The 13,590-nt window shown below is 62.7% G+C and carries 14 protein-coding genes; 8 read left to right on the top strand and 6 right to left on the bottom strand.

Annotation, left to right across the window (positions count from 1 at the left end):
- The first annotated feature begins 1 nt into the window (after position 1).
- The gene (gene clpA, locus NKI15_RS15385) at positions 2 to 2,491 is read left to right on the top strand and encodes an ATP-dependent Clp protease ATP-binding subunit ClpA (protein ID WP_023671013.1); all 2,490 of its coding nucleotides are present in this window, start codon (positions 2 to 4) and stop codon (positions 2,489 to 2,491) included.
- A 102-nt stretch (positions 2,492 to 2,593) separates the two neighbouring features.
- Here the strand turns inward: clpA and NKI15_RS15380 are convergent, their stop codons facing one another.
- The 5 genes from NKI15_RS15380 to NKI15_RS15360 all read right to left on the bottom strand — a co-directional run bounded on the left by NKI15_RS15380 (position 2,594) and on the right by NKI15_RS15360 (position 6,812).
- A complete protein-coding gene (locus tag NKI15_RS15380) occupies positions 2,594 to 3,808 on the bottom strand; it encodes a phosphatase PAP2 family protein (protein WP_352514063.1) in 1,215 nt (404 codons plus the stop codon).
- A gap of 1 nt (position 3,809) precedes the next feature.
- The gene (locus NKI15_RS15375) at positions 3,810 to 4,238 is read right to left on the bottom strand and encodes an HIT family protein (protein WP_023684683.1); all 429 of its coding nucleotides are present in this window, start codon (positions 4,236 to 4,238) and stop codon (positions 3,810 to 3,812) included.
- Positions 4,239 to 4,334: 96 nt separating this feature from the next.
- Positions 4,335 to 5,549 carry a GNAT family N-acetyltransferase gene (locus NKI15_RS15370; protein ID WP_023693439.1) on the bottom strand — a complete coding sequence of 405 codons (1,215 nt, stop codon included), beginning with the start codon at positions 5,547 to 5,549 and terminating at the stop codon, positions 4,335 to 4,337.
- Positions 5,550 to 5,604: 55 nt separating this feature from the next.
- Positions 5,605 to 6,333 (bottom strand): glycerophosphodiester phosphodiesterase, encoded by a 729-nt coding sequence (locus tag NKI15_RS15365; RefSeq protein WP_023706226.1) that lies wholly within the window; start codon positions 6,331 to 6,333, stop codon positions 5,605 to 5,607.
- 14 nt (positions 6,334 to 6,347) lie between these two features.
- The gene (locus tag NKI15_RS15360) at positions 6,348 to 6,812 is read right to left on the bottom strand and encodes a RidA family protein (protein WP_023693441.1); all 465 of its coding nucleotides are present in this window, start codon (positions 6,810 to 6,812) and stop codon (positions 6,348 to 6,350) included.
- Between the two features lie 138 nt (positions 6,813 to 6,950).
- Between NKI15_RS15360 and NKI15_RS15355 the strand changes: the two genes are divergently transcribed.
- The 5 genes from NKI15_RS15355 (at position 6,951) to tsf (ending at position 10,707) form a co-directional block, all read left to right on the top strand.
- The gene (locus NKI15_RS15355) at positions 6,951 to 7,781 is read left to right on the top strand and encodes a cell envelope integrity EipB family protein (RefSeq protein WP_023706227.1); all 831 of its coding nucleotides are present in this window, start codon (positions 6,951 to 6,953) and stop codon (positions 7,779 to 7,781) included.
- A gap of 44 nt (positions 7,782 to 7,825) precedes the next feature.
- A complete protein-coding gene (locus tag NKI15_RS15350) occupies positions 7,826 to 8,104 on the top strand; it encodes a DUF4031 domain-containing protein (RefSeq protein WP_023671020.1) in 279 nt (92 codons plus the stop codon).
- Positions 8,101 to 8,712 (top strand): LysE family translocator, encoded by a 612-nt coding sequence (locus NKI15_RS15345; RefSeq protein ID WP_023706228.1) that lies wholly within the window; start codon positions 8,101 to 8,103, stop codon positions 8,710 to 8,712. Before NKI15_RS15350 ends, NKI15_RS15345 begins: the two co-directional genes overlap by 4 nt.
- Positions 8,713 to 8,889: 177 nt before the next feature.
- Complete coding sequence (gene rpsB, locus NKI15_RS15340; RefSeq protein WP_023671022.1) at positions 8,890 to 9,678, top strand: 30S ribosomal protein S2; 789 nt, start codon at positions 8,890 to 8,892, stop codon at positions 9,676 to 9,678.
- Between the two features lie 108 nt (positions 9,679 to 9,786).
- On the top strand, positions 9,787 to 10,707 hold the full coding sequence (tsf, locus tag NKI15_RS15335; RefSeq protein WP_023684688.1) for a translation elongation factor Ts: 921 nt from the start codon (positions 9,787 to 9,789) through the stop codon (positions 10,705 to 10,707).
- Between the two features lie 33 nt (positions 10,708 to 10,740).
- Here the strand turns inward: tsf and NKI15_RS15330 are convergent, their stop codons facing one another.
- On the bottom strand, positions 10,741 to 11,667 hold the full coding sequence (locus NKI15_RS15330) for a LysR family transcriptional regulator (protein ID WP_023754872.1): 927 nt from the start codon (positions 11,665 to 11,667) through the stop codon (positions 10,741 to 10,743).
- A 98-nt stretch (positions 11,668 to 11,765) separates the two neighbouring features.
- Here NKI15_RS15330 and NKI15_RS15325 point away from each other — a divergent pair, with 98 nt between their 5' ends.
- Together NKI15_RS15325 and NKI15_RS15320 are read left to right on the top strand one after the other, a co-directional pair.
- Positions 11,766 to 12,293 carry a nuclear transport factor 2 family protein gene (locus tag NKI15_RS15325; protein WP_023826963.1) on the top strand — a complete coding sequence of 176 codons (528 nt, stop codon included), beginning with the start codon at positions 11,766 to 11,768 and terminating at the stop codon, positions 12,291 to 12,293.
- Between the two features lie 34 nt (positions 12,294 to 12,327).
- On the top strand, positions 12,328 to 13,437 hold the full coding sequence (locus tag NKI15_RS15320) for an aldo/keto reductase (protein ID WP_023745113.1): 1,110 nt from the start codon (positions 12,328 to 12,330) through the stop codon (positions 13,435 to 13,437).
- Positions 13,438 to 13,590 lie beyond the last annotated feature (153 nt).

The raw sequence follows: 13,590 nt of genomic DNA, 5'->3' as shown, positions 1-13,590 counted from the left end.
CATGCCGGCTTTCTCCCAAGGCCTGGAAAAGGCGCTTCACCAGGCGCTGACGCTCGCCAATGAGCGGCACCATGAATATGCAACCCTAGAACATCTGCTGCTCGCCCTCATCGACGACACGGAGGCGGCCGCCGTCATGCGCGCCTGCAACGTCGATCTCGACGAGCTGAAGCACACCGTTCTGACCTATATCGACACCGAGCTCGATAATCTCGTCACCGGCTACGATGAGGATTCCAAGCCGACCGCCGGCTTCCAGCGCGTCATCCAGCGCGCGGTGATCCATGTGCAGTCGTCGGGCCGCGAGGAAGTATCCGGCGCCAACGTGCTCGTCGCCATCTTTGCCGAGCGCGAGAGCCATGCCGCTTATTTCCTGCAGGAACAGCAGATGACCCGCTACGACGCGGTCAACTACATCTCGCACGGCATCGCCAAGCGCCCCGGCGCATCGGAGACGCGCTCGCCGCGCGGCGCCGATGACGAGCAGGGCGGCCAGAACGGCGCCGAGCCGCAGGAGGAAGGCGGCAAGAAGAAGCAGCAGCAGGATGCGCTGACGGCTTATTGCGTCAACCTCAACAACAAGGCCAAGGCCGGCAAGATCGATCCGCTGATCGGCCGCGAGAGCGAAATCAACCGCACCATCCAGGTGCTGTGCCGCCGCTCCAAGAACAACCCGCTCTATGTCGGCGATCCCGGCGTCGGCAAGACGGCGATTGCCGAAGGTCTGGCCAAGCGCATCGTCGAAGGCGACGTGCCCGAAGTGCTGCAGGACGCCACCATTTTCGCGCTCGACATGGGCACGCTTCTGGCCGGCACCCGCTACCGTGGCGATTTCGAAGAGCGGCTGAAGCAGGTTGTCAAGGAGCTAGAGGATTATCCCGGCGCCGTGCTGTTCATCGACGAGATCCACACCGTCATCGGCGCCGGTGCGACGTCCGGCGGCGCGATGGATGCGTCGAACCTGTTGAAGCCGGCGCTGTCTTCGGGTGCCATCCGCTGCATCGGCTCGACCACTTACAAGGAGTTCCGCCAGTTCTTCGAGAAGGACCGCGCTCTGGTGCGGCGCTTCCAGAAGATCGACGTCAACGAGCCGACCATCGAGGACGCCATCGAGATCATGAAGGGCCTCAAGCCCTATTATGAGGAATTCCACAAGGTGAAGTTCACCAACGAGGCGATCAAGGCTTCGGTGGAACTGTCGGCCCGCTACATCAACGACCGCAAGCTGCCGGACAAGGCGATCGACGTGATCGACGAGACGGGCGCCTCGCAGATGCTGGTGCCGGAAGCCAAGCGCAAAAAGACGATCGGCATCAAGGAGATCGAAGCCACGATCGCCACGATGGCCCGCATCCCGCCGAAGACGGTTTCGGCAGACGACGAGAAGGTGCTGCAAGGCCTCGACATCGAGCTGAAGCGCGTCGTCTATGGCCAGGACACCGCCATCACCGCGCTGACCTCGGCGATCAAGCTGGCACGTGCCGGCCTGCGCGAACCGGAAAAGCCGATCGGCTCCTACCTGTTCTCAGGCCCGACCGGCGTCGGCAAGACCGAAGTCGCCAAGCAGTTGGCTGCCTCGCTCGGCGTCGAGCTGATCCGCTTCGACATGTCGGAATATATGGAACGCCACACCGTCTCGCGGTTGATCGGCGCGCCTCCCGGCTATGTCGGCTTCGACCAGGGCGGTCTGCTTACCGACGGGGTCGACCAGCATCCGCACTGCGTGCTCTTGCTGGATGAAGTCGAGAAGGCGCATCCGGACCTGTTCAACATCCTGTTGCAGGTCATGGACCACGGCAAGCTGACCGACCATAACGGCAAGCAGATCGACTTCCGCAATGTCATCCTTATCATGACCACCAATGCGGGCGCATCCGATGCGCAGCGCGCGGCGATCGGTTTCGGATCGACCAAGCGCGAAGGCGACGATGTCGAGGCCATCAACCGGTTGTTCACGCCGGAGTTCCGCAACCGTCTCGATGCGATCATCCCGTTCGGTTCGCTGCCGGTGCCGGTCATCCATCAGGTGGTGCAGAAGTTCGTCATGCAGCTCGAGGCCCAGCTCTCCGAGCGGGGCGTCACCTTCGACCTGTCGTCCGACGCGATCGCCTGGCTGGCCGACAAGGGCTATGATGAGCGCATGGGTGCGCGGCCGCTCGGCCGGGTCATCCAGGAGCACATCAAGAAGCCGTTGGCCGACGAGGTGCTGTTCGGCAAGCTCAAGAAGGGCGGCACGGTGCGCGTCACCGTCGAGAAGAAGGAAACCGGCGAAACCGGCCTGAAGCTCGAATCACTGGCCGACGAAGCCCCGGTGCAGCCGAAGCAGGAGCCGGAAGAGGCGCCGAAAGCCCGCAAGGCGGTGGCCAAGAAGCCCGTCGCCAAGAAGGCGGTGGCGCAGAAGCCTCAGCCCAAGGGCAAGGACGAGCCTGAGCCGAAGGGCAAGGACGGCGGCAAGCGCAGCCTGGTGCCGCAACTGCCGCGCAAGAGCTAAAAAGTTCGCCTATGAAAAAAGGGCCCGGTGACGGGCCCTTTTTCATTGGCTGGCCGGTTTGCCGACACAGCGCCCCTGCTTTTCAGGTCAGATGTTGTTAGGTCAGGCGGCGACGCCCTCGGGTGCAAACTTGCCCAGGAAGTACCCGCACGCCTTCCAGATGGCGATCGAAATCAGAACGCTCGCATAGCCATCCACGGCATAATGCCAGCCAAGGACGACCGAGCCGACCATGATGATTGCGGCGAATGCCCACATCAAAAGGCCGGCCAACCATGAGCGGCGTGTTGCATAAAGCGCGAAAAGCACCGCCATCGCTACATGCATGGACGGGAAGGCGGATATGCCGAGACTGCCTGGCGTCGCCCCGATATAGCCGCTCCACACAATGTCCTGCGTGCTGAGCGCCCAGATCGGATAGATGCGATCGGCGGCGGCGAGTGCTTGCATCAGGGAATGATAGTCGCTGCCCAGCCCCAGTCGCTCGTAAAAGCACGGCCCTGCCGAAGACAGGCCCATCGCCAGGAAAAAACCCGCCAGTATCCACACGAGCATGAAGCTCATCAGGAACTGGTGACGCAGCTTCGTGTCCCTGCGCGTGATGCAAGCGATGAAGACCGAGGCGATAAGGACGACGAACCAGGAATTGTAAGCCAGGTTGAACGATCTTACGGCGAGCGGCGACTGGACGATAAACCATAGCCATTCATGGGGCGCTCGGCCGAAATGCAGCACCCGGTCGGCCTGAGCCAATGCGTGATCCCATGCGAATGGCGAAAGGATCGCGACCGCGCCTTTCAACACACCGAAAGCGGATATGAGCGCAATGCACGCGGCCAGACCATTCAGGCTGTTGGCGTTGCGCTCGGCGTCGCCGAAGACGCCGCCGATCGATCGCAGGAAAGTGCCGAGCGGCTCAGGACCCCGCTTGATGAGTGCAAGGTGAAAAAAGCTGCCGAGTGCGAAGGCGCAGCCACCGATCCAGAAAGCGAAAAGAAGGTATTGGGAATAGTCTTCCAGCACGCCGAAATCCGGCATGTTTCCGGTGCGCAGGCCGACCGCGGCTGCCAAAAGCAGGGCAGCGATGGCCATCGCGTGCAGCAGGCGGTGTCGCCGGTACGCGTCCGCCAAGGTGCGCAGAAAGGCCCGCCCGGCAGCTGCTTTTACCAACGGCTCTGATGTCGCAACCGAATGTTCCACGATTTTGAAAACCCAAACGCATCCCGGTACGGAGCACGTTATCACGGCGTGGTTTGATATTTTCCTAACCGACGTGGTGGATTGTGGCTGAGCGCATCTCCCTGAGGCGCGCGCCACCTCAACCGTTCAGCGCTGCTCGGATCTTCGCCGCGTTCTCCGTCAGCACTTCGGGCTTCTCCATCTGCCCCGTATGCGGCTTGAGCGCGATGCCTTCGAACCGCGGGATGACATGGACATGTAGGTGGTAGACGGTCTGGCCGGACGCCGGTTCGTTGAACTGCAGGATGGTGACCCCGTCAGCGCCGAAAGCCTTTTTGACCGCCAGCGCGACCGTTTGGACCGTGGTGAACAGCCGGCCGAGCGTCGCGGGATCGGCATCGAGCAGATTGCGCGACGGTGCTTTGGGCACCACCAGCGTGTGACCGGGGCCTTGCGGCATCACATCCATGAAGGCGACCACGGCATCATCCTCGTAGATGCGGTGCGAGGGGATTTCGCCGCGCAGGATCTTTGCGAAGATATTGCTGGGGTCGTAGGCCTCGGTCATGGCGGCGCTCCGGGAGTATGCTCCCGGTGTAGCGAAGCTGTCCCGGACCGGCAAGATGGTCAGGTAAGATGGTCAGGCGAGGGCAGGGGCGGATCGCTATTCCTCAAGATCCTTGCGGAACGGCGTATGCTCTTCCAGGATTTCGCCCATCCGCTCGACCTCGCGGCGTTCCCGCCGGAGATAGTCGGCCACAGCATTGCGCAGGCCGGGATGTGCGATGTAGTGCGCCGAATGCATGGTCACGGGACGATAGCCGCGCGCCAGCTTGTGCTCACCCTGCGCGCCGGCCTCGACCACCTTCAGCTTACGCTCGATGGCGAAGTCGATGGCCTGATGGTAGCAAACTTCGAAATGCAGGAACGGGTGGTCCTCGATGCAGCCCCAATTGCGGCCGTAGAGCGCATCGGAGCCGATGAAGTTGATGGCGCCGGCGACATAGCGGCCATTGCGCTTGGCCATTACCAACAGGATATCCTGGGACATGCGCTCGCCGATCAGCGAGAAGAACTTGCGGTTGAGATAGGGCCGGCCCCATTTGCGGCTGCCGGTATCCATATAGAAGGCGAAGAAATCGTCCCAGGCCCTTTCGGTCAGGTCCTTGCCGGTCAGCCGGTCGATCGAGATATCGTTGGCGAGCGCCTCGCGCCGCTCCTTCTTCATCGCCTTGCGCTTGCGCGATGCCAGCGTGGCGAGGAAATCGTCATAGGTCGAAAAGCCTTCGTTGAAGAAGTGGAACTGCTGGTCGGTGCGGTGCAGGAAGCCGGCTGCTTCCAGCGTTGCAACGTCGCTTTCACTGGCGAAGGTGACATGCGCGGACGACACGCCGAGCTTTTCCGTCACCGCCTTTAGGCCCGCTGCGAGACCGGCCTTCACAATGGCGCTGTCCTCGCCCTTGCTGACCAGCAGGCGAGGGCCGGTGACCGGAGAGAACGGCACGGCGCATTGCAGTTTCGGATAGTAGTTGCCGCCGGCGCGTTCGAACGCATCGGACCAGCCGTGGTCGAAGACATATTCGCCCTGGCTGTGCGATTTGAGATAGCAGGGCACGGCGCCCAGCAATCTGCCTTGGGCATTTTCCAGTCTGAGATGATGACCTTGCCAGCCGGTACGCCGCACGGCGCAGCCGGAATCTTCAAGCGCGCTCAGAAAAGCATATGAAACGAGAGGGTTATAGCCATTTTCTGTGTCGCTGCGGGTTGTGCCGGTAAAGCCGTTCCACTCGTCGCAGGTGAAGGCATTGATGCCGGCGGCAACGCGGATGGAAAACTCCGCATTCGCCGTTTGCCCGTCACCTTCATCACCCTGATCCATGGGGCTTATTTAAGCTCTGTCGGGGCCGCTACAAGTCACGTTTCAGGCACTTCCATCAGGCGACATTGACCAGATCGGGTTCGAACCCTTCGAACGTCATCTGGTCGGCGTATTTGAAGGTGAGATCCACCGCCGGCTGGTCATGCACCGTCCAGGTGATGACAGGCATTTTAAGCCTTTCGCGCACGAAGCTGACGAACGGGTTCGGCAGATCGCCCGCGGCATAGGAGGTGAAGGCGAGGTCATGCGCCAGCATGGCGAAATGCGCCTCGATCAACTGGTTGTCCTGGCCATAGGCCGTGAGCCCGCCCGGAATTCCTGGCGCATCCCTGGGGAAATCGCGGACCAGCCAGTGGTCGAACGACATGATCGCCGCCTTGCCCTTGTAGCGCTCCAGCATCTTGCCGACGCTCGCCACCAGGCCCTCGTCGTAGCCGGGCACACCCTTCAATTCGACCACCAAAGGCACGCGGCCGTCGACCAGGTCGAGCACCTCCTGAAGTGTCGGCACATGGTCCTTGGTGCCGCCGATCCTGAGCGCCGCCAGTTCCGCTGCCGTGCGCTGCCAGACGAAGCCGTCCTGGCCGGTCAACCGACTGAGATCGCCGTCATGAATGATGACGGGGACGCGGTCGGACGACAAATGCACGTCGCATTCGATCGCATAGCCGCGCTCGGCGGCAGCAGCGAAGGCCGACAGCGTGTTTTCCCAGCGCGTCTTGTTCATGTCGTGAAAGCCGCGATGCGCCACCGGGCGGGCGGTCAGCCAGGAAAGGTCGGTCATTGTCTTGGTCCTGCTCATGCGACCTCGAAGACGGCTTCGATTTCCACTGCGGCATTAAGCGGCAGACAGGCGGTGCCGACGGCGGAGCGGGCATGCTTGCCGCGCTCGCCAAGGGCCGCGACCAGGAAATCGGAGGCGCCATTGGCGACCAGATGCTGCTCGACGAAATCCGGCACTGATGCAACAAAGACGGTGATCTTGACCAGCCGCTGGATTTTTTCGAGATCGCCAAGTGCTGCTTTTGCCTGCGCCAAGATGTTGATTGCACAGTACTTTGCGCCTTCCTTGCCGGTTGCCGTGTCGACGTCGCGGCCGAGCAGGCCGCTTGCCTGCAGCTTGCCGTCCTTGAGCGGCAACTGCCCGGCGGTGAACAAAAGATTGCCGGACCTGCAATAGGGCACATAGTTCGCGGCGGGCGCTGCGGCGGCAGGTATCGTCACGCCGAGATCGCTTAGCCGCTTTTCGATTGTTTCACTCATCGTATTTCCCTATTGCTTGGAGACGCCGCGCTGGCCGGGCCGAAATTGCTATTTTTGCCTCGCTTCCGCCACGACTTTTTTTAAGCTGGACCATCCTTACCTGCGGCCTGCCATCAGCTGCGACGATCGGAGCCCTTTATGCGCGCAACGCGCCTTGCCTTCCACGCCGTTCTCGTTCCGGTGCTGTTCTCGATGGCTCCAGCCTTTGCCGTGCCGGCGCTGCAGGCGCATCGCGCCGTCTACGATCTTACCCTCGACAAGGCGTCGGACCGCTCGGGCATCACCGGCATTTCCGGCCGCATGGTCTATGAGTTCAACGGCTCGCCCTGCGAGGGCTATACGGCAAAATTCCGTTTCGTCACCCAGATCGCCACCGGCGACAACACCAGGCTGACCGACCAGCAGACGACCACGTTCGAGGACGCTGAAGGCAAGACCTTCTCGTTCGTGACCAAATCCTTCGTCGACCAGAACCTAGACAAGGAGGTCAAGGGCACCGCCACGAAAGAGACCAAGGGCCTCAAGGTCGACATCGACAAGCCCGAGAAGAACAGCCTGGAACTCGCCGCTACTCAGTTCCCGACCCAGCATCTGGTCGAACTGATCGGCAAGGCCGAGAAGGGCGAGAATTTCTACGAAACCAGCCTGTTCGACGGTTCGGAGGATGCCAACAAGGTGATGACCACCACCGTCATCGTCGGCAAGAAGGCCGAGGGCGACAAGGCCGACCCCGAAGCGCCGGCGCTGGCCAAGCTTGCAGGCGACAAATACTGGCCGGTCGACATCGCCTATTTCGACGAGACCGACAAATCGGGCGAAGAGGTGCCGGAATACCGCATCAGCTTCAAGCTGCACGAGAACGGCATCACCCGCGACCTCACAATGGACTATGGCGAGTTCTCGATGACCGGAAAGCTGGTCAACCTGTCGCTGTTCGATCAGACCAAGCCTTGCCCGGTCTCGAAATAGCAACAATGCGGCGCTGGCCACGGCAGGCTTGATGGCAGTTCCCGATGGCGGTCTATGTCGATGCGGCGATCTGGAAATGGGCCGGCCATCGCTGGTGCCACCTGATGGCCGACGATACGGACGAACTGCATCGTTTCGCCGCCGAGCTTGGCGTCAAGCGTTCGTCCTACCAGGGGCCGCCCAGGACATCGGCGCCGCACTATGACATAACCGGCTTCGAGCGCGACCGGGCGGTGCGGCTCGGCGCCATCGAATGCAGCCGCGAGGAGATCGTTGCGATCTTCAGGCGCGTACGGGTACCCAACGGAAAGGGCCGATCGTGACCCTAACGGCATTCCTGGCTTATTGCCTTGCCATCACACTTGCCGCCGCCACGCCGGGACCGGCGATGTTCACGGTGATCACCAACGGCGTGGCACGCGGCTTCCTGCGTGCGTTCGTCGCCGGAATGGGCATTGCCGCCGGCGATGCCGTGCTGGTCACCCTGGCACTGCTCGGGCTGGTGGCGCTGGCCCAGACCTTCGAATGGGTGTTTCTCCTGTTGAAATACGCCGGTGCGGCCTACCTGATTTTCCTCGGCATCAAGATGTGGCGGGCCGCGGCCGCGCAATCGGCCGCGCAAGGAATCCCCCAAACCGGATTGTCGCGGTCGTTCCTGCTTGGCGCCTCCGTGGCGCTCGGCAACCCGAAGGCGATCCTGTTCCACGCCTCGATCATGCCGCTGATCCTCAACCTCGACACCATGACGTTTGCCGACGGCCTGCTGGTGGTGGCAGTCGTCGTCGGCGCCAATATTCTCACCATTGGCATCTACGCCGCGCTGGCGGGCAGGGCATCCGGCTGGCTCAGGACGCCCGAACGCATGCGGCTGATTAACCGGTTCGCCGGCAGCGCCATGATCGGCACCGGAGCGCTGATTGCCGCACGCTGAGCGATGAAGCACCTCACCGCTTGCGTTTGCAGCGCTTCCCCTCTATATGCGCGCTCATTCCACACACGGACTTTGGTGTCTGCCCGGGAGAAATCCGGCTGAAACCTCCGGTGGCGTTCGAGGACAAAGTCCAAAAATGCCTGTGTCCGTGGAGGCTAACCGGAAAAGGAACTAAGAATGGCACTGCCTGATTTCAGCATGCGCCAGCTTTTGGAAGCTGGCATTCACTTCGGCCACCAGACCCACCGCTGGAACCCGAAGATGGCGCCTTACATCTACGGCGCCCGCAACAACATCCACATCATCGACCTGTCGCAGACGGTGCCTTTGCTGCACCAGGCTCTGAAGCAGGTTTCCGACACCGTTGCCAAGGGCGGCCGCGTGCTGTTCGTCGGCACCAAGCGCCAAGCGTCCGACATCGTCGCCGACGCCGCACAGCGTTCGGCCCAATACTATGTCAACTCGCGTTGGCTCGGCGGCATGCTGACCAACTGGAAGACGATCTCGAATTCGATCCAGCGCCTGCGCAAGCTCGACGAGATGCTGGCCGGCGAAGCCCAGGGCCTGACCAAGAAGGAACGCCTGAACCTCGACCGCGAGCGCGAGAAGCTCGACAAGGCGCTCGGCGGTATCAAGGACATGGGCTCGACGCCCGACCTGATGTTCGTCATCGACACCAACAAGGAAGCGATCGCCATTCTCGAGGCCAAGCGCCTCGGCATTCCGGTCGTTGCCATCATCGATTCGAACTGCGATCCGGACAAGATCGACTTCCCGATCCCCGGTAATGACGACGCGGCGCGCGCCATCCAGCTCTATTGCGACCTGATCGCCAAGGCTGCCATCGACGGCATCGCCCGCCAGCAGGGCGCGCTCGGCGTCGACATCGGCGCCTCGGTCGAAGCTCCGGTCGAACCGGCGCTTGATCCGGCTCCGGCCCCGGCTGCGGACGCTCCGGAAGCTTGACAATCGAAGGCCGGTTGCGGCCTTCATCATTCTCATATTTGGCACGCTAGACGGACGCATCACCGAGTACCGGTGGTGCGTCGGTGCATTTAAAACAAAGAGGCGACAATGAGCATTTCGGCTGCACAGGTCAAAGAACTCCGCGACTTGACCGGCGCGGGCATGATGGACTGCAAGGCGGCGTTGACCGAGACCAACGGCAACATCGAAGAGGCCGTCGACTGGCTGCGCAAGAAGGGCATTTCCAAGGCCGACAAGAAGGCTGGCCGTACTGCCGCCGAAGGCCTGATCGGCGTCGACTCCGGCGTCCGCGAGGCCGCCATCGTCGAGGTTAACTCCGAGACCGATTTCGTGGCCCGCAACGAGCAGTTCCAGGAGATCGTTCGCAATGTCGCCAAGGTCGCGCTTGCTTATGGCACGACGGAGGCTGTCTCTGCCGCAAAGTATCCGGGTTCGGACAAGTCGGTCACTGACACCATCAAGGACGCCGTTGGCACCATTGGCGAGAACATGAGCTTCCGCCGTTCGGCCAAGCTCACCGTCCCGCACGGTGCTGTCGCAACCTACGTCCACAATGCGGTTGCCGATGGTCTTGGCAAGCTCGGCGTTCTGGTCGCGATCGAGACGACGGGCAATGAGCATGCCGCCAACGCCTTTGGCCGCCAGGTCGCCATGCATGTCGCCGCCACCAACCCGCTGGCGTTGACCGCCGAGCAGATCGATCCGGCAGCGGTCGAGCGCGAGAAGGCGATCTTCGCCGACCAGGCGCGCCAGTCCGGCAAGCCGGAAGCGATCATCGAAAAGATGGTCGAAGGCCGCCTGCGCAAGTTCTACGAGGAAGTCGTGCTCCTCAAGCAGGCCTTCGTGCTCAATCCCGACATCACTGTCGAGCAGGCGCTGAAGGATGCCGAGAAGGACATCGGCGCTCCGGCCAAGATCTCCGCCTATCTGCGCTTTGCGCTGGGCGAAGGCATCGAAAAGGAAGAGACCGATTTCGCGGCGGAAGTCGCGGCGGCGGTGAAGAAGTAGTTTTAAAAATAGCCCCGAAAAGGGCTTCTCAGCTCAGGCAACTCGGCCGGGTGTCCGCAAGGATGCTCGGCCGATTTCTTGTGCGGTGTCGATGAAGGCCCTGAGCTTTGGCGCCGTCGACGCCCTGCGCGGGAAGTAAAGGAAGAGGCCGGGCTCCTCGATCGCCGTTTGCGGCAGGATCTGAACGAGGCGGCCGGCGGCCAATTCCGCGCGCACCAGCGGCTCGAACACATAGGTCAGCCCGACGCCGGCAAGCGCAAGGTCGATCGCGGCCAGCGAATCGGTGACGATGACCGTACCCTTCGTCTCGGCCACGACATCCTTGCCGTCCTCAGTCAGGTCCCAGCGATAGAGTGCGCCGGAGCGCACAAGCCGGTAGCCGATGCAATTGTGGTCCGAAAGATCCGCCACACCGCGCGGACGGCCATGCCGGCCGACATAGGCGGGGGAGGCGACGATCACGGCGTTGAATGGCGGCGTCAGCCGGACCGTGACCATGTCCTGTGCGATCATCTCGCCCAGCCGGATGCCGGCATCAAAACCCTCGCCGACAATGTCCACCAGCCCCTGGTCGGTGAGCAATTCGATGGTCACATCAGGATAGCGTTCAGCCATCGCGGCGGCCACGGGAGTGACGGCAAGTGGAACGGCGATGTTGGGAACGTTCAACCTGAGCAAGCCGGAGGGCCGGCCCTTGATGGCTCGGATGCGGTCCATTCGGTCGGCGATATCCTGGAGGGCAGGGGCTGCCGTCTCCACCAGCGCCTTGCCGGCTTCCGTCAGCGAGACGCTGCGCGTGGTGCGCGCAAACAGCGGCTGGCCGATCCGCTCCTCCACGAGGCGCACCGCATGGCTGACGGCGGATGGGGACATGCCCAGTTCGGCCGCAGCTAGCGCAAAGCCGCCGCGTCGGGCAACGGCGACGATGACAGGCAAATGACTGAGCAGATCCCGATCCATTCATGCATGATATCGCATAGTACTTGCGAACACTTCAATGTTCTCGATGCCGACAGGCTGACCCATATTGCCGTCACCAATGCACAAGGAGAAGAGAGATGAATGCCTTGAAACACGCTACCTTCGCCGCAGCCCTTGCTCTGGCGCCGGCTGATGCCGGCGGCGCCGAGCCGTCCGGTTGGCGCGCGCTCGCCGACGAACGCGCCGTCATCCGCATCGCCGATGCCATCGACCGTGCCGTCGATGCGCAGGACTGGAAGCTTGCCCGCTCCTATTTCGCCGACCGTGTCACCGTCGACTTCAGCAGCCTGTCAGGACAGCCTGCCGCCACCATCCCCTCCGACGATCTGATCGGTACCTGGGCCGGCAACCTCAGGGGCAGCAAGACCAGCCTGCATCTGCGCACCAATCACCAGGTGATCTTTGAGGCGGACGCGGCGACCGTCTCTTCGAACGGCTATGCCTGGAACCGGATGGAAGGCAATGGCGACCCGCTGTGGGAAGTCTGGGGCACCTACGAGCACCATCTGGTTCGCTCCGGGACCGGCTGGAAAGTCGACGGCTTCGTTTTCCGCGCCACGCATGAGCGCGGCAATCCCTGGGTCAAGATGACGCCTGGCCAGTGAGCCGGCGTCAAGAAATCAGGATAGGAAAAACACCATGACCATGAGCTATTACACACTGGGCAACAGCGGCCTGCGCGTCAGCCGGTTGGCACTGGGCACCATGACCTTTGGCACCGAATGGGGCTGGGGCGCGGACAGGGAAACCGCGCGCGCCATGGCCGACGCCTATGTCGAGGCCGGCGGCAATTTCTTCGACACCGCCGACCTCTACACCGGCGGCACAGCCGAAACCTGGCTCGGCGAATTCATCGCCGAGCGAGGCTTGCGCGACAGAGCCGTGATCGCCACGAAATTCACCTTCAACGCGGAGCCCGGCAATCCGAACGCCGGTGGCAATGGCCGCAAGAACATCTTGCGCGCCGTGGACGCCTCGCTGAAGCGGTTGGGCACTGACTATATCGACCTCTACCTCCTCCATGTCTGGGACGGGCTGACGCCGGCCGAGGAGGTCATGCGCACGATGGATGATCTCGTGCGTGCGGGCAAAATTCGCCATGTCGGCCTGTCCGATGTGCCGGCTTGGTATGCTGCCCGCGCGCAGACGATCGCCGAGTGGCGCGGCTACGAGCCGGTGTCGGCCCTGCAGCTTGAATATTCGCTGGCGGAGCGTTCGATCGAAAATGAGTTCGTGCCCTTCGGCACCCGCCATGGCGCAGGAATCATGGTGTGGAGCCCGCTGGCCAGCGGGCTGCTCAGCGGCAAGTACCGGCCGACGCAGGAAGGCCATGCCGGCCGGCTCGACGGCTTTCGCAACACCACTCATCCGGGGTTCCAGAAGTTCACCGAGCGCAACTGGGCGATCGTGGCGGAGCTCGAAAAAGTTGCCGCCGAACTCGGACGCAGCATGGCGCAGGTCGCGCTCAACTGGGTGGCAACGCAACCGGGCATCGCCACCGTGATTCTTGGCGCCACCAAGCTGGCGCAGTTGCAGGACAATCTGGCGGCGTTGGATTTCACTTTACCCGCCGAGCTTCGCGCGCGGCTGGATACGGTCAGCAAGACACCGCCGCCATTCCCGTACGCCTATTTCGGTTCCGACATACAAGCCCGGGTTACCGGCGGCGCCGTGACCGGCGACAAGCCGTTGGGTTATGCGCCGCCGCTGCTGGTCGAGGGCGACGCCGTCAGCATCACCAGCAACTGACGGGCCGCGACGGGAAGGCGGAATTGGGCGAGGGGCGCCCCGGGGCAAACCGGCGCCCGTAGTGTATAGGTACACGGCAACGCCCCCCCCGCGGCCGCCCCGCGCGGGCGGGCGGCCCAGGCGGCCCCACGCCCCAAAGACGACGGCCAAAAT

The sequence above is a fragment of the Mesorhizobium sp. M0862 genome (assembly GCF_040319795.1).
GTDB lineage: Bacteria > Pseudomonadota > Alphaproteobacteria > Rhizobiales > Rhizobiaceae > Mesorhizobium.
Note: the sequence above shows the minus strand (reverse complement) of the source record. Positions and strands in the feature narration are given on the sequence as shown.

Coding starts and splice junctions, on each gene's coding strand:
- NKI15_RS15365 (WP_023706226.1), bottom strand. CDS start 6,333: ATGACCGACCTTTCCTGGCTGACCGCCCGCCCGGTGGCGCATCGCGGC.
- NKI15_RS15375 (WP_023684683.1), bottom strand. CDS start 4,238: ATGACCGAGGCCTACGACCCCAGCAATATCTTCGCAAAGATCCTGCGC.
- NKI15_RS15320 (WP_023745113.1), top strand. CDS start 12,328: ATGACCATGAGCTATTACACACTGGGCAACAGCGGCCTGCGCGTCAGC.
- NKI15_RS15330 (WP_023754872.1), bottom strand. CDS start 11,667: ATGGATCGGGATCTGCTCAGTCATTTGCCTGTCATCGTCGCCGTTGCC.
- NKI15_RS15355 (WP_023706227.1), top strand. CDS start 6,951: ATGCGCGCAACGCGCCTTGCCTTCCACGCCGTTCTCGTTCCGGTGCTG.
- tsf (WP_023684688.1), top strand. CDS start 9,787: ATGAGCATTTCGGCTGCACAGGTCAAAGAACTCCGCGACTTGACCGGC.
- NKI15_RS15350 (WP_023671020.1), top strand. CDS start 7,826: ATGGCGGTCTATGTCGATGCGGCGATCTGGAAATGGGCCGGCCATCGC.
- rpsB (WP_023671022.1), top strand. CDS start 8,890: ATGGCACTGCCTGATTTCAGCATGCGCCAGCTTTTGGAAGCTGGCATT.
- clpA (WP_023671013.1), top strand. CDS start 2: ATGCCGGCTTTCTCCCAAGGCCTGGAAAAGGCGCTTCACCAGGCGCTG.
- NKI15_RS15325 (WP_023826963.1), top strand. CDS start 11,766: ATGAATGCCTTGAAACACGCTACCTTCGCCGCAGCCCTTGCTCTGGCG.
- NKI15_RS15360 (WP_023693441.1), bottom strand. CDS start 6,812: ATGAGTGAAACAATCGAAAAGCGGCTAAGCGATCTCGGCGTGACGATA.
- NKI15_RS15370 (WP_023693439.1), bottom strand. CDS start 5,549: ATGGATCAGGGTGATGAAGGTGACGGGCAAACGGCGAATGCGGAGTTT.